The organism is Hanstruepera neustonica, assembly GCF_002895005.1.
GTDB lineage: Bacteria > Bacteroidota > Bacteroidia > Flavobacteriales > Flavobacteriaceae > Hanstruepera > Hanstruepera neustonica.
Map to the genome: position 1 here is coordinate 183,720 of NZ_POWF01000002.1, position 26,559 is coordinate 210,278.

Consider the following 26,559-nt stretch of genomic DNA (forward strand, 5'->3'; position numbering starts at 1 on the left):
CCAACACTGTGTATAGTGCATACCCTTTGGGATACGTACCATACACCAACCGTTGCAAACAATGAAATCAATGATGAACAGTAAGTTAACCAAAAAATGAATTATGGGTGGAGAGGGAAGCATGGCTCATGCCGTTGTTAGCAGTAGAGAAAATCGAAAATTACTCAAGCGTCGGAAATTTAAAGACACAAAAGCATTGATGAAATACCATTCAGGAAAGACTGAACTTGAATTTAAAGAAGTTACTCCTGAAGAATTGAAAAGAATTAAAACTGATATACGTCTTCGTGCAAAGAAAGAAGCAAAAAAAGTTGCTTTGGTTTATATTTTTGTGTCAGTCGTTCTCTTGATATTGATTCTCTTTCTACTAAATAATTGAAAAAAACACTTTTTACAACAACATTTGCAGGGTATTAAATCTGATTCTTTAAACCAAAATTCCTCATCCATTTTAAATTTTGTAAATTTTAGGATTCGCTTCCCAAAAACCTTTAACTCTACTTGTGGTTAAATAAACCAATTAATCAAACCACATTTCCATGAAAAGCATCAAGAATCTTATTCTCATGATAACTTTGTTTGTAATGACATTAGGCTGTGAGAAAAACACAAACAATGCTAGTAACAATACAACAAACACTATTGTATTATTAAAGTTTAAGACCCAACCTAATAAGAGTTCCGAAACCATAACGGCATTAACCAAATTGATTGAACAGGTAAAGCATGAACCCTACTTTAAAGGTATTACGCTTCATGTGGACCCCAATGATGATACCAATATCTTACTTTACGAAGAATGGGAAGATGTTGACTACTACAATAATGAACACATGGAAACGGAGTACATTAAAGCGTTTATGGCCAGCTCTAATAACTTTCTAGCTGGACCTCCAGATATTACATTTTGGCGTGTTTCCAAAGAATTTAATTAATACCTTACTCACATAAATTTAGAACTTAAACAATTATGAAAAAGATTGTCACTTCCGTTATGTTTTTACTCTTAATGGGCATAAATAGTCAAGCTCAAAATCAAGAAACCAGCGTAGATACATCTCCTAACAGTCAGCTTATTGGGGAATGGCTCATTGACTTGCGTCCCACCCCACAATCGGAAGGATATTTTCAAGATTTTGTCGTGCAATCCATATCCGACAACACATTTACTGGAACTTTTTATGGCAGTAGTTTAGAGCAAGGCCTTATTAATAACAAATGGGACAAACTCTATTTTGCCTTTAGCACCAAAGACCAGAGTAATGTGTATTATCATTCCGGCTATTTATTAGATGACAAACTGTATGGTATGACCTACTGCCCGAACCGACAGTTTACCGCACCTTGGACTGGAACACGAAAAAACTAATGTGGTTTATGGAAATCAAGAAAAATAAGCATCCTTTATTTGTAGGTATTGTGGTTTTGGCGTTTACAACTTTAGCTTGTCAATCACAAAAAAAAGAAAGCACAACATATCCTGACATTCAGGTTGTTGGTGCCATGAAACATGTGATGTGGAAAGGCGAATTGGGCAGTAGCATTGATTTGGACACCATCATGAATAAATCTAATCTTTATGGGCTTGGACCAACAAGCTATTTAACAGGTGAACTAATGATTAACAATGGCGTGAGCTATTTGTCCAAAGTAACTTCGGACTCGACTATGACTGTTGAGAAACGATATGATGTTTCTGCGCCTTTCTTTGTGTATAGTCATGTGAAAGAATGGCACAACATTGAATTGCCAGAAAACATAAAGACCATCCAGGAATTAGAAACATTTGTTGACCAGCAAACAATGGATCTTAAAAGACCTTTTACCTTTAAATTAGTTGGTCAAGTTTCAGATGCCATAATCCACGTTCAGAATTTACCCAAAGGCACAAAAGTGTCATCGCCTGATGAAGCTCACCAAGGTCAAACCAATTACAAACTAAAAAATGAAACAGTAGAAATCATTGGGTTTTTCTCAACCGAACATCAGGGTATTTTCACCCATCATGATTCATTTTTGCACATGCATCTTGTAACTAAAGACGAGCAAAAAATGGGTCATTTGGACGCTCTGGAAATTGATAATATGACATTATTTCTTCCAAAAAAATAGCGAAAGTTCCTATTTTTTGCAAAACCATAAGCATCATTAAATCTTATGAATCAGATTTTTACCGATTTTTTTACGGTGTATTGAACTAAAATTATTATTTTCACACCTCTTAAAATTCGAATCTATAATGAAATCCTTACTTTTTTCAGCATTCATGCTGTTTTTAGTCATGTCTTGCTCGAGTGATGATGATAATACCATCATAACCGTTCCGCAATGTGCCAAACCAACCAATGTTTCGGCTAGCAATATAACTTATGAAAGTGCTTCTCTGTCTTGGGATGATACGAATGCTACCTCTTATACTGTTGAATTTGGCCCTTCAGGGTTTAGTTTAGGTATGGGTAATTCGACCAATTCCAATACAAATAATTTATCTTTAATGGGGTTAACAGCAAATACCACTTATGATGTTTATGTAATGGCCAATTGCAGTTCATCAAACACCAGTATGTACACTGATGCATTCAGCTTTACAACTGCGGCGCCTTTGGTTGTACCCGAGTTTATGCCAACATTGTCTGAACTTAATTTGTTTATTGGAGATATTGAAGACTTAACGCCTAGCCCATATGCCTTTGAATATGAATTGAGCACACCGTTGTTTACAGATTTTGCTCACAAACAGCGAATTATTGCACTACCTCAAGGCACGACCATGGAGTATGTTGATGATGGTTTTCCTGATTTCCCAAACAAAACGGTTATCGCTAAAACATTTTACTATTTCAATGATGAACGCGATGAGTCATTAGGTAAGAAAATTATTGAAACCAGAATATTAATTAAAAATGATGGTGTTTGGGAACTTGGCAACTACAAATGGAACGATGATCAAACAGTTGCAGTTTTAGATAATACTACTGGAACAGTTCCTGTGAGTTTTATTGATGCCGATGGTGAGAGTTTTGATATTAACTATGTAATTCCTTCAGCAAATCAATGTTTTGATTGTCATAACAGCTATGACGAGGTAACACCTATTGGTCCTAAACTACGAACCATGAACTTCAACAATCAGCTTCAAAATTTTATTGACGCTGGTCATTTAACTAATTTAACCGATCCCAATACCGTTTCTGTATTGCCAAATTGGTTGGATGAAAGTTACACACTTGAAGAACGTGCAAGAGCTTACATGGACGTAAACTGTGCGCATTGCCATTCTGATGGTGGTTTTTGTGAAGTACAAACCTTACTGCGTTTACCTTATGAAACACCGTTTGCAGATTCTTACATATTTGAAGTGAGAGATCAAATAGATACCCGAATGAGTACCTATAACCCACCATACACGATGCCTTTAATTGGTACAACCATGGTGCATGACAAGGGGTATTCTTTAATTAGATCTTATTTACAAACGTTACAATAATTAATAAATCCAGTGATTTGAATTCAAATCACTGGATTTATTCTTTTTTCTGCTCCATATTGTTTTTATTTAATATATGTGGATGGCTTTAGCATCCCTTTGTAAGGATTAAAATGTTTTGGAAGATAATTTCGCGTATCAAAACCCAAGTTGACGTCCTCCTCCAACTCAATCAGGGTAATTTTACTCCAATCTAAATCATCTTTTCCCTTTAAAGGATTAAAGTTTTTTGGCAAGTACTTGCTAATCTCAAAAGGCAAACAAACATCTTCCTCTAACTCCAATACCTGAATGTCTTCAATAGCAACAGGTTCACTATCAGGATTGTGAAATAAGACAGTCTCCAAGTAACTTTTCTCGCTTAAAACAGTTTCTGTTTTATTAGACGCATAATCGTCTGGTTCATCGATGATTGAATCGGCTACAGCTGAACTTGCTGCAAGTATCAAGCTGCTCATAAAAAATACTAGTTTCATAGTGGTAAAGATTTAATAGTTTAATTTATATTGAAGTGACTGATTTTATTTCAAATCGTTACAGCTATTTTGAAATCTTTAACACTGATGCAGAATACTTTATGCTTTTGTTAAGAATCTCGAATACAAAACGTTAAGGATTTTAATAAAACAACTTCAATATGGGATTCTAAAATCAAATGAGTTTAAATGTTAATGTCAGGTTAAAATCATCCTATGGATTAAACTAAAATCATTTTCCAAAGTCCTAATCGTATAAATCATTTAAAAAAAACAACGATGAAAAAAATATTCCTAATAGCTCTGGCATTTGTTAGCCTACAAATGACAGCACAAGAAAAAAGAGACTATGAGAGAAAACAAAAAATGGAACGTGCCGAACGCATGAGCGAATACACCCCAGAAGAAATGGCGCAACTGCAAACCAAAAAAATGACTTTGGATTTAGACTTAACCGAAGCCCAGCAAAAGCAAATTATGGCCATCAATCTTAAAAATGCCCAATCAAGAAAAGCTATGATGGAAGCCAGAAAAGCACGCATGGAGGAGAACAAAGAGGTCAAAGCAATTTCTAAAGAGGAAAAGTTAAAACTGAAAAATGATATGCTTGATCGGAAAATTGAAATGAAAAAGCAAATGAAAGAAGTTCTAAACAAAGAACAATATGAAAAGTGGGAAGCTATGGCAAAAGAAAAAATGAGCAAAGGTCGTCATCAAAAAAAGCAAATGATGTCTAGAAAATAATTTGAGTTAGTTAGATTGGTTAGTTTGTTGAAGCGGGTTGGGCAATAAGCGTTCAACCCGCTTTTATTTTATAAACTTTTTGCTACTTTATTACAAGCATCTATGGTTTTATCTAAATCCTCATAAGATAAGGCATCAGCAATAAACCAGGTCTCAAACGCGCTAGGTGCAATGTAAATACCTTCCTTTAACATACCATGAAAAAACTTCTTGAAAGTTTCATTATTTCCAAGTGCAGCCGTTTCAAAATCCATAACTTCTGTATCGCAAAAATGAACCGAAATCATAGAACCAACTCTGTTGATCGTATGCTGAACATCATTTGCACTCAAAACTTTAGTCAGTCCGTCATGAAGATATTTTGTTTTTTCTTCTAATCGATTATAAATTTCCGAATCGCCATTCAACTCTTCAAGCATAGCCAATCCTGCCGCCATGGCCAAAGGATTCCCACTTAAGGTGCCTGCTTGATATACAGAACCCAATGGTGCTAAATGATTCATAATGTCGTTACGGGCTGCAAATGCACCAACTGGTAAACCACCTCCAATGACCTTACCAAAACAAACAATATCAGCTGAAACATCATACAATTCTTGGGCACCGCCTCTTGCCAATCTGAAACCAGTCATTACTTCATCAAAAATTAAAAGCACTTTATGCTTATCACATAGATTTCTTAATTGATTCAGAAAATCCTTTTTAGGCGGAATACATCCCATATTGCCTGCAACAGGCTCTAGAATAATGCATGCAACTGCTTGTTTATTGGCATTTAAAATTTCTTCAACATGCTCAATATCGTTGTACTTAGCCAATAACGTATCTTTTGCTGTTCCTTCAGTTACTCCTGGGCTATTGGGCGATCCAAAAGTTACAGCACCACTTCCCGCTTGTATCAGGAAGCTGTCACTATGTCCATGATAGCAACCCGAAAACTTGATTATCTTTTCTTTACCCGTATAACCTCTAGCTAGCCTAACAGCACTCATGCAAGCCTCGGTTCCAGAATTGACAAAACGGATTTTATCAATATTAGGAACCATAGAAACCGCTAATTCGGCGATTTTTGTCTCAATCTCTGTTGGCGTCCCGAATGATGTGCCCGATTTTGTTTTATCTATAATAGCTTTAACCACTGGCTCATAACCATGCCCTAAAATCATAGGACCCCAAGAATTAATATAATCAATATATTGATTTCCATCTACATCAAATAAATAAGGGCCTTTGGCTTTTTCTATAAAAATGGGAGTGCCTCCAACAGCCTTAAATGCCCTTACTGGCGAATTCACGCCGCCAGGAATTACAAGTTCAGCTTCAGTAAATAAAGCACTACTTCTTTGATAATTCATATATAATAGATTATTGTGATTTGACTACCAAAACATTACCAATGGTCAAATCATTAGATTTTAAATTATTCAATCGCTTAAGCTCATCAACAGTAGTATTATATCGTTTAGAAAGCGAATACAGGGTATCCCCTTTGATAATTTGATGCGTCAAAGCCATTTTTACAGAATCTACAGTTGGAGACTCATAGCCCAAAATAGCTTGGTCAAACTTATATAACTCATAGCGTTCAATCAAGCTGATTAATTTGTCTGGATATTTTCTATCAGTAGCATAACCAGCTGCACGTAATTCTCTTGCCCAACCCTTATAATCATCTGGTTTTAATTCAAATAATTTATAATACCGTTTTCGTTCTTTTAAAAATAAGGAGTGGTCTCTAAACGAATATCTCGGGTCGTTATACTTTCTAAAACACTCTTGGTGTGCATCATCGTCATGATAGATTTTTGCTCCAGTCCATTCGTGACATTTTATACCAAAATGGTTATTGGCTTCCTTTGAGAGACGCCCCTGACCTGAACCAGATTCTAAAATACCTTGTGCCAAAGTAATACTCGCTGGAATACCATATAAACGCATTTCATTTTGAGCAATGGGCCCATATAATTGAATATACTGCTCCGTTGGAGTCCCTGTTAATTTTGTTGAATTGTTTGTTTGTATAGGCTCATTCCCTATTTGACTATTAGGCTCTTGTGTGCGCTTAACAACACGCTCCGTTCTTGTCTTATTTTTATTTGATTGACTCACTGCTCTTTTTTTGGAGCCACAGCTTAAAATCAACAATGTCAAACTAAAAATTAGTATGCTTCTTTTCACAATATAAGGGTCATTTTATTTCGTTCCAACTTTTTATTCATACCTTCTATTCCCTGTAAACCGCCAGTATGGATTGCTAATATTTTGGAGTTTTCAGGAAAGTAACCATTTTTCATCAAATCAAAAATACCATACATCATTTTTCCCGTATAAATAGGATCCAATGGAATGTCATTTTTTTCTTTAAAACTATTTATAAAACAGATTAATTCTTCATTTATTTTGGCATAGCCTCCAAAATGATAGTCATTTATCAAATCCCAATTATTTTTTTTTGCAAATTTACGAATATCTTGCTTTAAAAAATCACCTTTAAGAGCCGGAAATCCTAAAATTTTCTGATGAGACTTGCTCGAATTAATCAAACCCGAAATAGTACCTCCAGTACCAACAGGGCAACAGATAAAATCAAACTCTGAATCAACCGATGTTAATATTTCTTCACAACCTTTAACTGCCAAGTTATTAGTACCGCCTTCTGCAATAAGATTAAAATCTCCAAACTCTTTTTTTAAAGTTTCAACAAAATCGTTGTTCGCTTTATTTCTATACACATCTCGAGATACAAATTTTAATTTCATACCATGCTTTTGAGCTGAAAATAAGGTTGGATTATCATGCCATTTATTCATTAACTCCTCTCCCCTTATAACTCCAATGGTCTCAAATCCATACTTTTTGCCAGCATATGCCACAGCGGCAATATGATTTGAATAAGCACCTCCAAAAGTCAATAAAGTCTTACAATTATTAGCTTGAGCTTCAAGCAAATTATACTTTAATTTCCGATACTTATTTCCAGAAATCTGCGTGTCTGTTTTGTATTCTGGCTTCAAAAATAGATTTTCATCAATTTTAATATTTAATTGGTCTATGATTTTCATCATTTTAACGAATTTAAAAACAGATACTTACACATTTTCTAAAATTGTGATAATTTAACACCCTAACGAAAGTATGAAATTCATACATTTTTAATGCTATTATAAGGATACATTTAAAAAAACTCAAAAGCTTAAATGCTGCAATTAAACTTTACTCTTTTACAAGAAAAAATACTTCCTTATCATAATCCTATGGTCAAGTTCGTATTGTTGGTAGTCTTTGCATTTGCCATAAATGTAAGTTTTGGGCAAACAGTATTATTATCACCAACGGGTGGTGGTGGCTTTGAGAGCCTGAGTTTTGATAATCTTGGGTGGCGGGTTACAAGTGATAGAGAAGAAACTTATAATCAATGGGTTAGTAATGCAGGTGCAGAGCCTGGTTTTACAGGTCGTGGCTGTGCCTACATAACTAACAATGCAGGATTTGCTGTCCCTCCTCATAAGTATACATACAGTCCGGCAAGAGTGGCACATATTTATAGAGATATTTCTGTTCCTGCTGGAGAAAGCGAAATAACAGTCGACTTTAAATGGATTGGTCAAGGCCAAAGCATTAGAGACCGTATGCGTATTTGGATAGTGCCAATTACTTACGCTCCAATCTATGGTACAGAAATTACGCCTGCTGCAGATCGAATAAGATTAGGAGGTAATTACAGTGGCAGTAGTACTTGGTCAGCTTCTCCCACACTAACTATTCCTAGAAGTTATGCTGGAACAACATTCAGATTTGTAGTGGAGTGGGCTAATGATGATAATACGGGTGCAGATCCACCAGCTGCTATTGATGACATCTCAATAATATCAGATTTCCCACCCATACCGGTTAATGACGAACCATGCAATGCTATTCTTTTATCATCAAATTCTAATTGTACTTACAGCTATTACACCAATTATGGTGCATCTGACACAAGTTCTGTACCAAATCCAGGTTGCGCAAATTATGGTGGATCTGATGTCTGGTTTAGAACCGTAGTCCCAGCCAGCGGTGGGATTATTGTAGATACTCAAATAGATGAAATGACCGATGGTGGCATGGCATTGTATTCTGGAACTTGCGGTTCGTTAACACTTTTAAGTTGTGATGACAATACCAGTTCTAATGGTCTTATGCCTCAAATCATGGTTACTAATTTAACCCCTGGACAAACAGTCTATATTAGAGTATGGGAAAATGGCAACAACAATAATGGCACTTTTGGTATTTGCGTTACACCACCACCACCACCACCAAGTAATGATGAGTGTTCAAATGCTATTGGATTAGTAGTAAATCCTTCTCTAATTTGTAATGATGTTACCTTTGGGTCAACTGCTTTTGCTACACAATCTCCACAACCCGACAATGTTGTGGGTGTTCCTGATAATGATGTTTGGTTTTCGTTTGTTGCAACCAACACCAACCATCAAGTCTCATTATTAGATGTCAATCCTGTAATTGGATCAAATACTAATATGGGGATAGGTGTTTATAATAGTCCTTCAACTAACTGTTCTTCTCTCAATTTGGTAACTAGTATCAATTCTCAAACATTAACAATAAACGGACTCAATGTAGGTGATACTTATTTTATTAGAGTTTACGGCTTTGATGCCAGCCCAAATGCCGCTCAAGTAAATTTTAACATTTGTGTGAGTACTACACCTGATCCACCACCAAATAATTATTGCTCAAGCGCCATTGGTTTACCAGTATCACCTATATGTAACTATCAAACCTTTACCAATGCAGGTGCGGCAGCAACAACTGGTGTACCAAATCCAGGTTGTGCAAATTATTTAGGAGGAGATGTTTGGTTTTATGTGGTTGTTGATGACACTGGAGAAATAACGATTGACACAGAAGATCTAGACATGACTAATGGCGGTATGGCCATTTATAGCGGTAATAGTTGTAGTGCTCTATCACTATTAGATTGCGATGACAATAGTAGTGCTAATGGACTAATGCCATCAATTACCAGAACTGGATTAACCCCTGGTGAGATTATCTATATTCGAGTTTGGGAGGAAGGTAATGACAACAATGGTACTTTTGGTATTTGTGTCACCTCACCCACAAATGAAGATACCATAGATGTTACTTTAACCTGCCCTGGCAATCCAAGTGAGCCTTTATATGCGACACTTGCCTGTACTGGAACTACTAATCTTGGAAACACGTTAAGTGGTATAATGCAAAGTTCTGATCCTGTAGCTTTACAACCAATTATTTTTATTTCAAGTTCAGACCCATGCAGTTTTGACACAGACAATACATCTAATTATTCATCTATTGACTTTACCGTAACAACCACAGGAACTTACGTGTTTACTATGAATACTCCAGCTCCATTTTTTGATGCTATGGGTTATATCTATGTTAATAATGGTAATTTTAACCCTGGATCATGTGCCACAGGTATTTTTATTGCAGGTGATGATGACGATGGACCTTCATTAAACCCCCAAATAACCGCAACTCTTACGGCTGGCGTACAATATACTCTGGTGACTACTAAATTTGCTTTTCAAGATACTTCACATGTAGGTCCTTACCAATGGAATGTTTTAGGGCCACCTACCGATGTGGACTGGTATACTACTGAAACTGGTGGCTCCCCCATAGCATCTGGAGCTACATTCAACCCTGTTGGCGTTAGTGGTTCCAATTTGCCAGACACCAATACACCAGGTGTTTACTCCTATTGGGTAACTTGTCCCGGTAGTTCAGGGCCTCGTGTGAAAGCTGAATTTACCATAGGAAAAATTTGGAAAGGTACTGTTGATTCTGACTGGAATAACATTAACAATTGGAAGCCCATTGGTAAGCCAACAGCAAATGACTGTGTTTTTATAGAAAATGGACCCAATTCAGCAGTTTTAACATATCCAAATGCTCCAATACCGCCAACACCTGCCTTTGCCAAAAACTTTACAGTAGGTGCCAACGCTTCAGTAGAATTGTCCTCAGGCACTTCATTAACCGTTACCGATTGGATTAATGTTTCAAGTACTGCAGAATTTTTAATAAGAGATAGTGCCAACTTGATTCAAATTACTAATGTAACCGTTAATAACAACACTGGAAACATTAAAATGCAACGCACAGTGCCTGGTGGTGTCTCTAATTTAGATTACGTTTACTGGTCTAGTCCTGTTGATCGATTTGATGTTAATGATGTTTCACCAGGATCGAATCGCATATACAAATGGATTCCAACGCAATCTGGAAATGGTGTTGGTAATTATGGTGAATGGATACCAACTGGTGAAAGAATGACCACTGGAAAAGGTTATATTATACGAGGACTTTCAGGCACATCACCAACACCACCCGCAGCAGCCTTTACTACTGAATTTAGTGGAAAAGCTAACAATGGGAAAATAAATGTCCCGATTCAAAGAGGTACATATAATGGTATAGACTACCCTGGAGCAGGCTCTTCAATGGCCACGGCTCATGACGATAACTGGAATTTAATTGGAAACCCATATCCTTCATCTATATCGGCCAGAGATTTTATTACAGCCAATGCCCTAGACTTATCAGATGATGTTAGTGCGAGTATTATGGGAACAGTTTACTTGTGGCGCCATTTAAGTGCTCCTAGTATTTCAATAGATGATCCTTTTTATGGTGATTTTGGGTACAATTACAACCCAAATGATTATATAAAATTCAATCACACAGGGTCATCACCTGCTGGTTTTTCAGGTTATATTGGCGCTGGCCAAGCTTTTTTCATTTTGATGGATCATAATTCGCCAACTGCATCAAGTCAAGTTACTTTTGGAAACTCCATGCGTCATGAAACCCATCGAAATGATCAATTTTATAGAACAACAGAAGGAGAACCTGAACACCACCGAATATGGATTGATCTCATTGCGAGTAATAATATGGCAACGTCTTTATTGGTTGGCTATATTGAAGGAGCTACTAATCAAAAAGATCGCTTATTTGATGGTTTAGATTTCAATGAAACCAGCACTAGCTTTTATTCTTTAATTGGAGATGAAAAAATGGCCATTCAAGGTAAGGCACTTCCTTTTATGGATACCGATATAATTCCATTGGGTATAGAAGTTTCTCAAAGTGGACATTATAGCATAGCCATTAATAAGGTAGATGGCTTATTCGAATCTGAAGAACAAGCTATATTTTTAGAAGACACCTATTTAAATATAATCCATGACTTAAGGCTTACCCCTTATGAATTTAATACCGATCAAGGTGAGTTTAACGATCGTTTCATATTGCGTTATACTTCGCAATCATTAGGTGTTGAGGAATTGGTTACTACTAACGATATTTTAATTACAGCGCCACGTTCGGAATTCATTTCTATTCTATCGAGCAATAGTCCAATTGATTCTGTGAGTATTTATGATATGTTAGGAAGAGAGTTGGTTCAAAACAGAAACATCAATAAATTAAATTATAGACCAAATACCCAAAGTTTTTCTAATGGTGTTTATCTAGTAACGGTTAATTTACAAAATGGTAAACAGAAAAAGCAACGGGTTATTTTAAAATAATGAAACTACTAAACCATAACTAACTAAAAACGAATACCATAAAATCGAAATGAAAAAAATTTAAAACATGTGATACTAAAAATTTGCATTTTGTCGAATTTTTTATCAATAATTTAACATTGTGTTAAAATATCTATATATTTAACGTCTCCCCCCAAGCTACGTTTAATAAATTTTATTCCTAACATGTTGTTACCCAAATTGTTACGTTAACCTAATTTATTAACTATTAATTATTTTTTTATGAAAAAAATCAACACATTTTTTAGAGGGATTGCATTTGTGCTGTTCTCTATGTTTGCGCTGTCGGGTTTTTCACAATGTAATTTTACATTAGAAATGAATGACTCGTATGGCGATGGTTGGAATGGAAACAGTCTTGATTTGTTTGTCAATGGTGGACTAGTTCTGGATAATGCTACGTTTAGTGGCTTTGGCAACTATCAAGCAACATTAAATTTTGGCGTTACCACTGGTGATGCAATTACTGTTGTATGGAACGGTGGAGGATCATATGGCTATGAAACTTCTTACAGAATTTTGGATAACACTGGTAATGCAGTAGCAAGTGCTGCTCAATCTGGTGTTTCTGCAACAGCAGTATGTGCAGTAGCAACATCGTACTGCGAGCGTGATCCAGGTAACCTAACCGATGGTCAAGGTATTACTGCTCTTGACTTAGGATCTGAATCGTTTGACTTAAGTTCAACCGATGCTGCTTATTATGATTTAACTGGAACACCAGTTGTATTCCAAGCAGGTCTTCAAGGCAATGTCATAATTACATTTGCAACTGGCTCATATGAGTATGATGTTGACATCTGGATTGATGTTAACGATGATTTTACATTTGATTCTAGCGAACAATTCTTTGATGGGGTTGTGCCAGATGGTAATGGTAATGGTACGTTTAATGCATCATTCACTTTCCCAGGAGATTTAGGATCACACACCATGCGTATTGGAACTGGTGATTTTCCAGGTTATTACAACGGTGACCCATGCTACGATGGCAACTGGGGTGTAACTGTAGATGCTGCTATTGAAATTATTGAACCTTTATGTCAGCCAGCTACTATAGGAGATACAACAATTCAACCTGATTGTAACCCAGAAAACCCTGTTTTCTTTGTGAATGTAGATGTTCAGCAAGGTGCTGATGCCGTTTCAATTACTGATGGTGTTAGTAACTTCCCTATTTTAAGTACAGGAAACAACCAAGTAGGACCATTTGCAAGTGGTACACCAGTTACATTAACTGTGGTACACTCTGATGCAGAATGTAATATCAATTTAGGAGAGTTTGTTTATAACTGCCCACCACCTAATGATACTTGTGGCTATGCTGAAGCTATTGTTTGTGGTGATGTTAAAACAGGTTCAACAGAATATGCAAACAGCGAGTCTCTTGCTGATTGTGATGGTTTAGGAATTTCTTCTGGAAATGGTGTTTGGTACTCACTTGTTGGTACAGGCGGTGATATTGTTGTAGACTTATCTGGATCTGATTTTGATACCAAATTAGCTATATTCTCTGGAAGTTGTGGCGCATTAGTTTGTGAGGCTTCTGATGATGATGGTGGAACTGGTTTGGATTCTAGATTGACTTTTGGATCAGTAATGGGAACCACATACTATGTTTATGTAACAGGTTTTAGCAGTTTTTCTTCTGGAGATTATGTTATTTCTATTGACTGTATTTGTGATGCTTATATTGAACAGGGTGAGTGCGTAAAATTATTCACTGGATATGGTCCAACGTCTAGCACTGATTTAACTGCTGTTGGTCAATTTGGTTTGGCGCCTTACACCTATGAGTGGAGTACAGGAGAAACTACAGCTACAATAAATGTAGCACCAACTTCTCAAACTGATTATATGGTAACAGTTACTGATGCTGCTGGTTGCACTCAAGTAATTAATACTACTGTACTTGTTCAAGATATTTCTTGTCAAGACAATGGCAATCCAAATAATGCTAAAGTTAATGTATGCCATGATGGTGAACCATTATGTGTATCTACCAATGCAGTGCAAGCGCACTTAAATCATGGTGATTCACTAGGTGCTTGTGATGATTTAGTAGATTGTAACACGATACCATTATGTGATGCTCGTTTAAAAGTACCTGCTCCAATGGCAACAGATGTAGATGCATCTATTGAAATTTCTTGGGGTGCGGCAACAGGTTATGTTCAAGGTTACCTCTTAAGTGTTGGAACAACTGCAGGTGGTACTGATGTATTAAATGCTGTAGATGTTGGTTATGTATTAGATTACAGTTTAGATGGTCTATTAGATTTCAACACGACTTATCATGTAACAATTGTACCTTATAATAACATTGGTGTTGGTGAATCTTGTGAATCTTCTTACTTCACAACGGAATCTGGACCATGGTGTGTAGCAACTCCTATTGATTGTAATAGCTCAACCGATGGAAATGTTAATGACGGTGAAATAAACAGTTATTTAACTTCTTGCGGAGGTTCTTCATTTACAAGTATCAACGATGCACCAGGTGTTTGGTATTCATTTACTGGTACAGGATACGATGTTGAAGTAAGCTTGTGCGGTGCTACATGGGATACAACACTTGGTATTTATGAAGGTGATTGCTCATCACTTAATTGTGTAGATGTTGATGACGACGGATGTCCATTTGGAGGTTCTGGTTCTTCACTAGCTTCTACATCAACGATTCCTACAACTGAAGGTGCTACATATTATGTTTTTGTAACATCTTTCAGCCCAACTACTTCTGGTAGAGGCCCATTTACGTTGAATTTAACATGTGCAGGCCCACCACCAGTATTACCAGCTTGTGAGGCAGCTACTAGTATTGAATGTGGTCAAACACTTTCTGGTACTAACGCAGGTGGTGCAGTTTTTAATGATTTAGGTACTTGTACTACTAATTTTAGCACAAATAACGCACCAGGAGTATTCTATAAAATTGAAGGTACAGGTGAATTGTTGATTGCTAGTACATGTAATGCAGCAAGCAGCGGATTTGACACTAAAATAGGTGTATTCACATCTGATGATTGCGCATTATTTACTTGTGTAGCAGGAAATGACGATAGTTCAGGTTGTTCAGGAGGTACTTCAGAAGTGGCCTTCCCAACTGAAGCAGGAACCACATATTTCATTTATGTAACCGGGTTTAACTCTGGTGATATTGGAACATTTGACTTAACTGTCACTTGCTCAGAACCTCCAGCTCCTGAAGATGTATGTGGTGGAATTTATGTAGATTCAGGTGGTGTTTTAGGAAATTATTCGACTAACGAACTTAGAACGACTACAATTTCACCAGATGTTGCTGGCGAAGCAGTGACTATAACTTTTACATACGTTGATATTGAATCGTCTTCTTTTGGTAATGGTACTAATAGTTGTTGGGATTTCTTAACAATTTACAATGGACCAAGTACTTCTTCTCCTGTTTTAGCCCAAACGCTTTGTGGTGAGGAAAGTGGTGATGGTGGTGCACCTTCAAATGCAAGTAGTTTATTATCTGTTGGGATGTCATTTACATCTACAGATCCTTCTGGAGCCTTAACGATTGTTTTTGATTCTGATAGTTCTGTAAATGAAACTGGTTGGGTTGCTGATATAACTTGTGGCTCTTCTAATCGAACTATTTCTAGTTCAACGGCAGACTGGAGCTTATATCCTAACCCAGCAACAAACGGTGAGGTGCAATTAGATCTTTCCAATTACTTAAACCAAGATGTTAGCATCCAAATGATGGACTTCTCTGGTAAAGTATTGGTTAACAAAGATGAACCAAACTTACAAACTCCTAGATATCGTTTAAGCACGTCAGGTATGGCTTATGGCATGTACTTTGTTCGTGTAGCAACGCCTTCTGGTGTATCAACTAAAAAGTTAATGATAGCCAACAACTAGGAATTGTAAATAAATATCAATCAATCGGTTCTTATCGTTTGATTAATAAAAAAGCTGGACAGTTAAAACTGTCCAGCTTTTCTTTTTTTTATCTTTCTTTTAATTGCTGTAAAAATCCTACAAACTACTGATTATCAAAATAGAAAAGTTATTCAACTAATATTATAGTCCATATATCGATTTGTTGCCGAACTAGTATGTATATTCAAAAATCTATAATATTTTTATGTTAATAAATTTGCGTAAAATCAATAATAAATTGTTATCTTTTAGAGAATAAAATTGCTATTTTTCGTAACTTTATTGCCTTATTCGTTTGATTGCGAATTTATTATAGATTTCCCCAAAATCTACACATCGGTTTAACCACTATTGTTATACATGACATTTTTTGTCAGAATTAATTTTTAGCAACCCTAAAACGAGTATATCGTTTTTAATTAACAATACAATGAGCCACAATTACAAGCTTGCCACGTTTACTAAAACAACATTATTTTTTAACCTATTATTGTCCGCTGTATTTATGCTGTTTTTCTCCCTTCAGGGTTTTGGACAGACTTTTACAGATAATACCCCTCAAGCAGCAGCAGAAACATGGACTGTGCCTGCTGGAGTATCTTCCATCACTATAGAATGTTGGGGTGCTGGTGGTGCTGGTGGTGGTAGTTCGAGTGGTAGCTCCGGTGGTTCTGGCGGTGGTGGTGGTGGCTACACCATAAACACCTTTACTGTGACTGTTGGCCAAGTAGTGACATATAGAGTAGGATCTGGTGGTGCTGGTGCTTCACAAGCAGCTGGTGGAGCTGGTACTAATACGACAGTAAATGCTCCATTTAATCTAGCTGCCAATGGTGGCGCTGGTGGTGGTGCTAATATGGGGACTCCAGGTGCTGGTGGAACGGCTACAGGAGGTTCAACTAATGCCGTTGGGCAGCCAGGTATATTAGGAACTACTGGCAATGGTGGTAATGGTGGTGATGGTGCGAATGGTGGTGCTGGAGGTGCTGGTGCAACAAGTGGGAATGGAAATCCTGGATTGCCGCCTGGTGGTGGTGGTGGTGGTGCCATTAGACAAGGTGGTAATAGAACCGGTGGCGCTGGTGCCAATGGTCAAATAAGAATAACTTATACCATTAGTTTTGCTCCACCTAATGATGAATGTGCTAATGCCGAAGTCTTAACCGTAAACCCAGATGAAAGTTGTAGTGTGGTAACTTCAGGAACCATTGACAGTGCAACAAATTCAGGAATTAGCTCTGCTTGTGGTGGTACAGATGATGACGACGTTTGGTATACCTTTACAGCAACTAGTGCATCGCATACCATTGATTTATTAAATATAGTGGGAAGTACTTCCGACCTGTATATCGCCATTTATGGTAGTGATCCTTGTTCAGGACCTGATACGGCACTTTTATGTTCGGACGATGAAAATATTGTTGTTACAGGATTTACACCAGGAGCAACTTATTACGTACAGATATATTCTTGGTCTTCTATAGCTCAAACATCTGATTTTGATATTTGTATAGGGACTCCTCCCCCTCCTCCTAGCAACAATGTGTGTACAACTGCAACGTCATTAACGGTTAACCCAGATTATTCTTGTACAACGGTTACTGCTGGCACGGTAGAGTATGCTACGCCTTCTGGCGTCGCTAATTGTGGTGGTACTGAAGATGATGATGTATGGTACAGTTTTGTTGCAACCTCAACCTCTCATAGAGTATCTATATTAAACGTTAGTGGTTCTACTACCGATATGTACCACGCAGTTTATGACGCTGCGCCAGGATGTGGTAGTTTAGCTGCTCCTATTATTTGTAGTGATCCTAATACATCTGATCTAACTGGGTTGACTCCGGGAAACACCTATTACGTTCAAGTGTATACCTGGACATCGATAGGAGGCCAAAATACAACCTTTGATATTTGTGTAGGAACACCACCTGCTTGTACAACCCCTATCACCCCAGCGGCACCTATAACATTTGGAACCATAACGGACTCGCTAATAGATGGAACATTTCCACCATCCGTTCCTGCTGCTGACAATTACTTGGTTTTAATTAATACTACTGGAACACCTCCAATCCAACCAACAGATGGGGTGTTGTATCCAGTGGGAGACACATCATTAGGTGCTACCGTAATTGATGATGATAGTAACGTGAATTTTACCGCAACAGGCTTAACTCAAAATACAACTTATTTCTTCTACGTTTTTGCTTTCAATAATGACAACTGTGGTGGTGGACCTCTGTATAGCACACCGCCTTTAAGTAGTAGTGCTACAACAATAATACCCACTTATTGTATACCAGAATCGACTACCAACGCTTCATCATATTATATTGATGACTTCACAACTTCAGGTGGCTCTACCAATATTACGCATACTAATTCAGGCTTTTCAGGAATTGGTTATGGTGATTTTACTGGCATGGTTGTTACACAACTGCCAGCTAGTAATGTTAACTTTAATATGACCTTTGTTGGTGGTACTTTTGAAACTAATATTTGGGTGGACTGGAACAATGATTTAGATTTTAACGATGCCAATGAATTGGTATTTCAAACTACAGGATATAGCAACCCGACAGCTGGTTCCTTTACAGTTTTAGCCAGTGCGGTAGCAGGCGATTATAGAATGCGTGTAAGATCTGATGAAAATACAACAAATCCTAATTCGTGCTTTGATAATGATCGTAGCGAAACCCATGACTATACATTAAGGGTTTCTCCTTTGAATTGTACTGCTGACCCTATTTCTGTGGTTGCATCGGCTACCTCCCCAACTTCGGGCACCATTAGTTGGACGGCACCCGCACCACCACCAGGAAATGGTTATGAATACATTGTTTCATTGGATAATACCCCAAACACACCAGGCGGAGATATTACTGGTACAACATTTTCTACGAGTGTTACGATAACAGGGCTTTCAGCAGGAACTACTTATTACGTGTTTGTAAGAGGTGATTGTAACGGTACAGATCAAGGTCTCTGGCAAAGTTCTACTTTTAGTACCGGTTGTACCACAACTGTAAGTACACCAACACTTTGTGGAATTATTGTAGATGAGGCTGGAAATGACCCTTTTAATGCAGATCCATTTGATGCTGATCCAACAGCATTTATAGATTGTAACAGTAGTGCCGTGACTCTAGAAGCGCACGCTAACTTGAGGGAAACCACAGATTATATTGTTGAACAAATACAATACCCAACTACTCCACCTAATTATGAATTCACAGATGGTCTTGGGACTGGTACTAATCAAGGATTAAATACCTCTGATGACACTTGGGCAGGTACTACTACAAGCATTGGTTTTGATTTCCAGTTTTATGGTAACTGTTACTCTAATTTGCTTGTGGGAGCAAATGGAATGGTAACCTTTGATTTAGCCAATAATTTTGCTGGCACAGGTCATGATTGGGTAATTGACAGTAATTTGCCAGGAAGACATGATAATGGCTTTTCTCCAAAACTACTCGAGTACACAATTTTCGGTGTTATGCATGATATTTATCCCGTAGGCGCACCCTCAAATTCAGTAAAAACGAGAACAATTGGTACAGCACCATGCAGGCAATTCCAAATTACATATCATGATATACCCATGTTTGGCGATTCATCCAGAACATATACAGGTATGATAGTATTGCATGAAACCACGAACATTATTGAAGTATTTATCGAACAAAAACTCATTGAGAATGGTAATGTGAGCCCTTGGAATGATGGTAATGCTATAGTAGCCATTCAAGGTAATAATGTGGATTCTAACCCTGGTAATCCTGCCAATGAATATGTTGTAGCCCCTTGCCGTAATTCATTAGATCCAAACTGGGAAACCTTTAACGAGGCGTGGCGTTTTACTCCAGACGGAGCAGTTATTGCACCAAACTCTGTAGATTGGGTTGCTGCAAGCAGTGGTGCTTCTGTTGGATCAGGAACAACATTAAGCGTAACTACTGCAGATACCTATACAGCTACTTCTGAATATACTATTTGTGGAAATACGGTGACATTAACTGATGATATTGTAGTGACATCAAGTTCATTGAAATTATGGAATGGTTCAGTTAGTACGGCATGGACTGATGCCAATAACTGGACACCTGCTGCTGAACCAGATTTGACGGATTGTGTTTTAATTCCTCAAGGACTATCCAGATACCCAATTATTGACGGCACCTATGATAATGCACAAGCTGGTACGCTAACCATTCAAGGACCAACCGTTCCTGGTGGTACCGATTATGGTAGCCTGTTAATTTTAGCTGGTGGTACATTGACTGTTAATAATGACGTTATTGTTGAAAATGAAGCTATTTTGGAATTGGAAGGAGTAGCCGGTGCTTCAGGAACGACAAGTGGTAACCAAACTACATTTGACTCAAGTTTGACCGCTAACCTGATACAAAATGATGATTCGGCCACTAATTCTGGAGAAATCACTATAGAAAGACACGTATATGTTAGATCACGAGATTATGTCTATTGGTCATCACCAGTTGAAAACTGGAATACATCATCTATTTATACTACGCCCTATATTTATGAATGGATACCAACAATTTACACAAATGCAACTACCCAATTCGGAAATTGGAGTTCAGCAACTAATACTATCATGGATCCCGGCAAAGGTTATATTATACGTGGGCCAAGTGGAAATGGTAATACTCCAATTTTAGGCACCTGGAATTCGGCCTCATTTACTGGTGTTCCTCATAATGGTATATATCAACCAACTGTTTCAAGAGGTACGTTTACATCTGGTACTTCAAATGGAAATAACAATGGTGATCCTGGTGATGAAGATGCTACCGCAGAAGATGATAACTGGAATTTATTAGGTAACCCCTACCCTTCTGGGTTAAGTGCTGATGATTTTCTTTTTGAAAATGCAGTTTCCAATGTTCGAATTGATGGTGTGGTTTATTTATGGCAACATGGTCTTCAGATTAGAAGAGGGAATAGTCCATTCTTTGGTGACTTCGTATTTACCTATGATGAAGCTGATTATTTAGCTTACAACTATTCTGGCTCAACTGGTGGTTTTAATGGCACAATTGGATCAGGTCAAGGATTCTTTGTATATATGGAAGATAGTCATGGTTCTCCAAATGGCAACCAATTTGACGGCACGGTTACATTCAACAATAGTATGCGTGTGGGATCTGATGAAATGTACTTCAGACAATCTAATCCTGACAGAAACAGAATTCAAAGACCTTCCGATTTAGAACGTCATAGAATTTGGTTAAGTTTGGTGCAACCTTCTGACAATGTTAGCACGCTTCTAGTTGGATATATTGAAGGTGCTACCATGGAAAAAGATAGAATGTTTGATGCTGGTCTCATGAGTGGCAGTAGCAGAAAACTATATTCTATCATTAATGATGATGAGAAAAAATATGTCATTCAAGGTAGAGCGTTACCTTTTGATGAGTCAGACACTATTCCGTTAGGAATAATTATTGACCAAGAAGGTGAATATGCCATAAATCTGGAAGATGTTGATGGATTGTTTGATATGGAACTTTCTCAGAACATCTTTATTGAAGATTTAGATTTAGGTATTATCCATAATATTAAGGAATCACCTTATTTCTTTACACCAACTGAAATGGGAGAATTTACTGATCGTTTCAGAATTCGATTCACAACAAATTCTTTAGGTGTTGATGAATTTACGTCTGATACCATTATATCGATAATTGCGCCAAATAGCGATTATATTAAAATCAATTCAACTACTGATGTTATTGATTCGGTTGTAGTCTATGATATTTTAGGCCGCAACTTAATGAGTTTTGATAAAGTTAATGAGCAAGAACTTATTATTGAAAATAGTTCCTTGAGTGATGGTGTACTGATGGTTAAAGTAACCTTGGCTAATGGTGCACAGAAAATCCAAAAATTAGTGTTAAGACAATAACATACTAATTAATCCATAATTCCCTCAAAAGGGCCTTGAAATTTTAAGGTCCTTTTTTTATATAGTTGATTTTCAGCAACAAATGGTATTACAAATAAAATTTTAGTCGTTCACCGAATTTGATTTTTATTTGAGAATTAATTACATAAAATTGTTAACAAAATTAGCTTAAACGCTTAATTTTTAGTAATTTAAATGAGCTATTAATCAATTGAGGTGGAATATGAAGAAAAATACATTTGCTGGTAACTTTCTTAAGTACCTTTTTTTAACTTTTTTTATTCCTTTTTTGGGGTATTCTCAATCTAATGATTGTGATACGTCTCTTGCTACAGGATTTGAACTAACCGTTGGGTCTAGCTGCACGCCTGTTTCCTTTAACAGTACTAACAGTACTGATTACTGGAATGGCGCCTCTGGATGTAATGCACAAGACCGAGATGATGCTTGGGGATGGTTTACCGCCACAAGCACCAATACAACCATTTCTTATACCTCTAGTCAAGATGCTATCTTAACATTATTTACCGGTGCATGTAATGTCAATATGACTAGTTTAGCGTGTGCTGATAATTTTGTTGCAGGTGGTACGGAAACAATAAATTATGCTACAACAATTGGTACAGTTTATATTGTACGCATTCAGCGTTACAATTCAAATAATAATATGACTGGTACCATTTGTGTATACAATTCAACACCTCCACCATCAAATGACAACTGTAGTGGTGCTATTACCCTGACACCCAATGCCACTTGTGTTACAACAGCAGGCACAACAGTTGGTGCTACCTATTCTGGGCCTGCTGGTTGTTCTGGGACATCGGATGATGATGTCTGGTATTCCTTTACAGCAACAAATACAGACCATATCATCACCGTTTCAGAAGGCACCATTAACGATATTGTTTTTGAGATTTTTGTCGGATCTTGTGGTGGTTTGACAAGTGCTTTATGTGTTGACAACTTTTTTGGCGGTACGGATGAAGTGGGCGACATCACAGGATTTACAGTTGGTGTAACCTATTATATTCGGGTATTTAGTTGGGGTAATGGAATTGATCAAGGAACTTTTGATATCTGTATAACGGCTCCCACGCCTCTTTCAAACGACTTATGTACTGATGCCACAACATTAAATTGTAATGATGTCAATATTCCAGGAACTACGGTTGGCACATCAAACACACCTGAAAACACACCATGTTCTTTAAGTAACTACGGTGTTTGGTACACGTTTGTTGGTGATGGAAACCAAACGACTATCATTGTAACACCGGAAACTGGATTTGATCCTGAAATGGCCATTATGAGTTCCAGTAGTGATTGTTCTGGAACTTTTACTCAAGTTACTTGTGAAGATGACAATCTTGATGGTGAAGTAGAATCTTACACCTTTGATACCGTTAATGGCACCAATTATTATATTTATGTCGCTGATTATTTTGCAGGTGCCAGTTCCACATTCACGGGTGATTTTACTATCTCAAGAACTTGTGTAGATACTTGTAATCCTACCAGTACGCCTAATCATTCTGATTTGGCTTGTCCTTCAGTTATTTCAGCTGAATCTATAACAGGAAACAATCCTGTTAATTTAGATTATTGCAGTGGTGCCACAAGTGTGAATTTAGAAGCAACCTATCTGGATTTAGGCGACACCACATCTTATAATGTTACTGATATTTCTGGGACAGACCCACCTTTTGATTTTGGATGTTTAGCCAATCAGGTGAGTTTAGATCAAGATGATGTTTGGTCTTCAAGCATTAGCTTACCATTTAATTTCTGTTTCTATGGACAAACCTATAACTCTTGTGTTATTGGATCCAATGGAGTTATTAGTTTCGATACCGCTTTAGCTAATCAATATTCAGCGTGGGCAACCTATGAAAATGTTCCACATCCGACAGAGAATGCGTATGAAGTAGTTTTTCCATTTTTATATCAATTTCATTATGGTCCTTCAATTTTTGGTGCACATAATGATATTGATCCGCGTTTTGGCGGTGAAGTTGGTTGGGAACTTATTACTCTAGATACAGGATGTCGTGCGTTAGTTGCCTCTTGGAATGAAGTGCCTTATTTCCTAAATGCTAACGCGGGTGATTTGTCAAAACGCTATACTGGCATGATCGTCCTTTACGAGGATACGAATGTCATTGAGGTCTATATCAAAGAAAAAGTTTTAGATGATGAAACCAGCCCAGGTGTCATTTGGAATGAAGGAAATGCAACTATTGCTATCCAAAATGCCAATGGTAGTGATGGTTTAGCAGCACCAGGAAGAAATACGCAAGATGCTAATTGGACAGCAACCGACGAAGCTTATCGATTTACACCAGATGGTGGAAGCATAACAAACTTAACATGGTACGAGGGTTCTGGTACTAGTGGCCCTAATTTGGGATCAACTGATATCATTACTGTTTCACCTTTAGTACCAACCACCTACACGGCAGCAATAACCTACACACTATGCGATGCATCCACTATTACAGTTACAGATGAAGTGACTGTTAATCCTTCTGGTAAAATATGGTTGGGTGGAGACACCACTATTGGTGGTAATACAGATCCAGAGGATTGGATGAATCCAGAAAACTGGTTAGGTAATTCCGTGCCTACCATATCAGACTGTGTAATTATTCCTGATAGACCTTATGATCCAATTATATATGATGGGGATTCTGGATATGGACTTAATTTGTATATTGCTACGGATGCTATTTTAACATTAGAAGGTGATACAGCTTCTTCTCCTCCGTTTAGTGGTAGTCCAACTGCTTCAACATTAACCATTCAAAATGTCATAAATAATAATGGCACCTTAAATATTCAAGATGATGCTAGTTTGGTTCAGATTGATAATGTAGCTAATATTGGATCTGGAATCACTAATGTCGTTAGAGAAAGCATTATCAATGATGCTTCAGATTATGTTTATTGGTCAACACCTATTGCTGGTTTCAATGTTGGTAGTATTCCTGGAGATTTAACCTATCAATGGACGCCTACCATAAATGGATATGGTATAGGAAATCATGGTGATTGGGCAGGAGCTTCTGGTGCTATGCAGGTAGGAAAAGGATACATCAAACGTGCATCAACAACGCCTAGTATCACAACGACATTTACGGGTACAAACAACAACCTTAACAATGGTAATATAAGCACTCCTATTTCGAGTGGAAGTTATACGGGAGGTCCTTATAATACAAGCGGTAGTACCACCAATGCAACTTTTGATGATGATAACTGGAACTTAATTGGCAATCCTTATCCATCTTCTATTAGTGCTAGCGATTTTTTAAGCACCAACACCAATATCGCTGGTTACATAAACATCTGGACGCATGGAACACCAATAGGAGATACTGATGATCCTTTTTATTATGATTTTGGACAAAATTATTCTGTTTCAGATTACATAGCTTATAATGGCTCTGGTCCTCAAATCCAAAATGGATTTCATGGTAATATTGCTTCAGGGCAAGGGTTTATGATACTAATGAATCATGTTGGCCCTTCATATCCTAATAATGGAACAGTTACATTCGATAACAGTATGCGCTATTTTGGTGTTTCGCCATATACCCATTATGGAAATAACCAATTTTATAGAACTTCCAATTCTTCCCATAGTGGTTCAGAGGAACGCCATCGTATATGGTTAAGTTTGATTTCTCCTTCAGAACAGGTTTTTGGAACACTTGTAGCATACACCGAAAATGCAACTATGGGAAAAGATAGATTATATGACGCCGAAACCAATCAAATAAATAGCATGAACATTTACTCATTGATTGATAATGACCGCATGGTCATTCAAGGACGAAGTTTGCCTTTTAATACAAATGACCTTGTTCCTATGGGAGTAATAACTAAAGTTTCCGGTATACATACTATTGCTATTAATGGCGTGGATGGTCTTTTTGATAATGATAATCAAGCCATTTATTTGGAAGATTTAGAATTAGGCATTATTCATAACTTAAGGGAACAACCTTATACTTTTACTGTTGAACCTGGTCGTCATGACCGTTTTGTCTTGCGATATACTAACAATTCCCTTTCTACTGAAAGCATTAATGATATAGCTGGATTGACAATTTCCGCTCCTAAAAGTGAGTATATTAAAATTGTCTCTAACACAAGTACTATTGATAAAGTAACTATTTATAACCTTTTAGGCAGAACCTTACTTGATAAAAAACAACTAAACCTGAATGAATTAAAAATAAATCATATCGGACAAGGAAATGTTTTACTGATTAAAGTTACTTTGATGGACGGTAGTCAAAAAATTCAAAAAGTTGTATTGAAATAAAAATCATAAATATTTTTTAAATGCCCAAAAGGACCTTGACTTTAAATAATCAAGGTCTTTTT

The 26,559-nt window shown here is 37.1% G+C and carries 14 protein-coding genes; 10 read left to right on the top strand and 4 right to left on the bottom strand.

Annotated features, from left to right (window positions below; all coding sequences use genetic code 11):
• The first annotated feature begins 103 nt into the window (after positions 1-103).
• The 5 genes from C1T31_RS05625 to C1T31_RS05645 all read left to right on the top strand — a co-directional run bounded on the left by C1T31_RS05625 (position 104) and on the right by C1T31_RS05645 (position 3,487).
• On the top strand, positions 104-379 hold the full coding sequence (locus C1T31_RS05625) for a hypothetical protein (RefSeq protein ID WP_103051507.1): 276 nt from the start codon (positions 104-106) through the stop codon (positions 377-379).
• Positions 380-539: 160 nt separating this feature from the next.
• Positions 540-935 carry a putative quinol monooxygenase gene (locus tag C1T31_RS05630; RefSeq protein WP_103051508.1) on the top strand — a complete coding sequence of 132 codons (396 nt, stop codon included), beginning with the start codon at positions 540-542 and terminating at the stop codon, positions 933-935.
• Between the two features lie 35 nt (positions 936-970).
• A complete protein-coding gene (locus tag C1T31_RS05635) occupies positions 971-1,369 on the top strand; it encodes a hypothetical protein (RefSeq protein ID WP_123912631.1) in 399 nt (132 codons plus the stop codon).
• Positions 1,370-1,377: 8 nt separating this feature from the next.
• Positions 1,378-2,112, top strand: a complete 735-nt coding sequence (locus tag C1T31_RS05640; protein WP_103051755.1) for an acetolactate decarboxylase — start codon at positions 1,378-1,380, stop codon at positions 2,110-2,112.
• Positions 2,113-2,239: 127 nt separating this feature from the next.
• Positions 2,240-3,487, top strand: a complete 1,248-nt coding sequence (locus C1T31_RS05645) for a fibronectin type III domain-containing protein (protein WP_123912632.1) — start codon at positions 2,240-2,242, stop codon at positions 3,485-3,487.
• A gap of 65 nt (positions 3,488-3,552) precedes the next feature.
• Here the strand turns inward: C1T31_RS05645 and C1T31_RS05650 are convergent, their stop codons facing one another.
• The gene (locus tag C1T31_RS05650; protein ID WP_123912633.1) at positions 3,553-3,963 is read right to left on the bottom strand and encodes a hypothetical protein; all 411 of its coding nucleotides are present in this window, start codon (positions 3,961-3,963) and stop codon (positions 3,553-3,555) included.
• A gap of 279 nt (positions 3,964-4,242) precedes the next feature.
• On the opposite strand from C1T31_RS05650, the gene C1T31_RS05655 reads away from it, so the two are divergent.
• The gene (locus C1T31_RS05655) at positions 4,243-4,707 is read left to right on the top strand and encodes a DUF4890 domain-containing protein (RefSeq protein ID WP_123912634.1); all 465 of its coding nucleotides are present in this window, start codon (positions 4,243-4,245) and stop codon (positions 4,705-4,707) included.
• A 68-nt stretch (positions 4,708-4,775) separates the two neighbouring features.
• Here the strand turns inward: C1T31_RS05655 and hemL are convergent, their stop codons facing one another.
• From hemL to C1T31_RS05670, 3 genes are read right to left on the bottom strand one after another with little or no spacing between them, the layout of a single operon-like run.
• Entirely contained in the window at positions 4,776-6,062 is a 1,287-nt protein-coding gene (gene hemL, locus C1T31_RS05660; protein ID WP_103051512.1) for a glutamate-1-semialdehyde 2,1-aminomutase, read from the bottom strand.
• Between the two features lie 10 nt (positions 6,063-6,072).
• Entirely contained in the window at positions 6,073-6,885 is an 813-nt protein-coding gene (locus C1T31_RS05665) for a glucosaminidase domain-containing protein (RefSeq protein WP_103051513.1), read from the bottom strand.
• Complete coding sequence (locus C1T31_RS05670; RefSeq protein ID WP_103051514.1) at positions 6,882-7,772, bottom strand: 1-aminocyclopropane-1-carboxylate deaminase/D-cysteine desulfhydrase; 891 nt, start codon at positions 7,770-7,772, stop codon at positions 6,882-6,884. Before C1T31_RS05670 ends, C1T31_RS05665 begins: the two co-directional genes overlap by 4 nt.
• Positions 7,773-7,904: 132 nt before the next feature.
• Here C1T31_RS05670 and C1T31_RS05675 point away from each other — a divergent pair, with 132 nt between their 5' ends.
• From C1T31_RS05675 to C1T31_RS05690, 4 genes are all read left to right on the top strand, one after another.
• A complete protein-coding gene (locus tag C1T31_RS05675; RefSeq protein ID WP_103051515.1) occupies positions 7,905-12,296 on the top strand; it encodes a T9SS sorting signal type C domain-containing protein in 4,392 nt (1,463 codons plus the stop codon).
• Positions 12,297-12,539: 243 nt separating this feature from the next.
• Complete coding sequence (locus C1T31_RS05680; RefSeq protein WP_103051516.1) at positions 12,540-16,211, top strand: T9SS type A sorting domain-containing protein; 3,672 nt, start codon at positions 12,540-12,542, stop codon at positions 16,209-16,211.
• A 451-nt stretch (positions 16,212-16,662) separates the two neighbouring features.
• Entirely contained in the window at positions 16,663-22,167 is a 5,505-nt protein-coding gene (locus C1T31_RS05685; RefSeq protein WP_123912635.1) for a fibronectin type III domain-containing protein, read from the top strand.
• A gap of 223 nt (positions 22,168-22,390) precedes the next feature.
• Positions 22,391-26,497: a T9SS sorting signal type C domain-containing protein gene (locus C1T31_RS05690; protein ID WP_103051518.1), complete on the top strand. Its 4,107-nt coding sequence runs from the start codon at positions 22,391-22,393 to the stop codon at positions 26,495-26,497.
• Positions 26,498-26,559: the final 62 nt, after the last annotated feature.

Coding starts and splice junctions, on each gene's coding strand:
- C1T31_RS05625 (WP_103051507.1), top strand. CDS start 104: ATGGGTGGAGAGGGAAGCATGGCTCATGCCGTTGTTAGCAGTAGAGAA.
- C1T31_RS05630 (WP_103051508.1), top strand. CDS start 540: ATGAAAAGCATCAAGAATCTTATTCTCATGATAACTTTGTTTGTAATG.
- C1T31_RS05635 (WP_123912631.1), top strand. CDS start 971: ATGAAAAAGATTGTCACTTCCGTTATGTTTTTACTCTTAATGGGCATA.
- C1T31_RS05640 (WP_103051755.1), top strand. CDS start 1,378: ATGGAAATCAAGAAAAATAAGCATCCTTTATTTGTAGGTATTGTGGTT.
- C1T31_RS05645 (WP_123912632.1), top strand. CDS start 2,240: ATGAAATCCTTACTTTTTTCAGCATTCATGCTGTTTTTAGTCATGTCT.
- C1T31_RS05650 (WP_123912633.1), bottom strand. CDS start 3,963: ATGAAACTAGTATTTTTTATGAGCAGCTTGATACTTGCAGCAAGTTCA.
- C1T31_RS05655 (WP_123912634.1), top strand. CDS start 4,243: ATGAAAAAAATATTCCTAATAGCTCTGGCATTTGTTAGCCTACAAATG.
- hemL (WP_103051512.1), bottom strand. CDS start 6,062: ATGAATTATCAAAGAAGTAGTGCTTTATTTACTGAAGCTGAACTTGTA.
- C1T31_RS05670 (WP_103051514.1), bottom strand. CDS start 7,772: ATGATGAAAATCATAGACCAATTAAATATTAAAATTGATGAAAATCTA.
- C1T31_RS05675 (WP_103051515.1), top strand. CDS start 7,905: ATGCTGCAATTAAACTTTACTCTTTTACAAGAAAAAATACTTCCTTAT.
- C1T31_RS05680 (WP_103051516.1), top strand. CDS start 12,540: ATGAAAAAAATCAACACATTTTTTAGAGGGATTGCATTTGTGCTGTTC.
- C1T31_RS05685 (WP_123912635.1), top strand. CDS start 16,663: ATGAGCCACAATTACAAGCTTGCCACGTTTACTAAAACAACATTATTT.
- C1T31_RS05690 (WP_103051518.1), top strand. CDS start 22,391: ATGAAGAAAAATACATTTGCTGGTAACTTTCTTAAGTACCTTTTTTTA.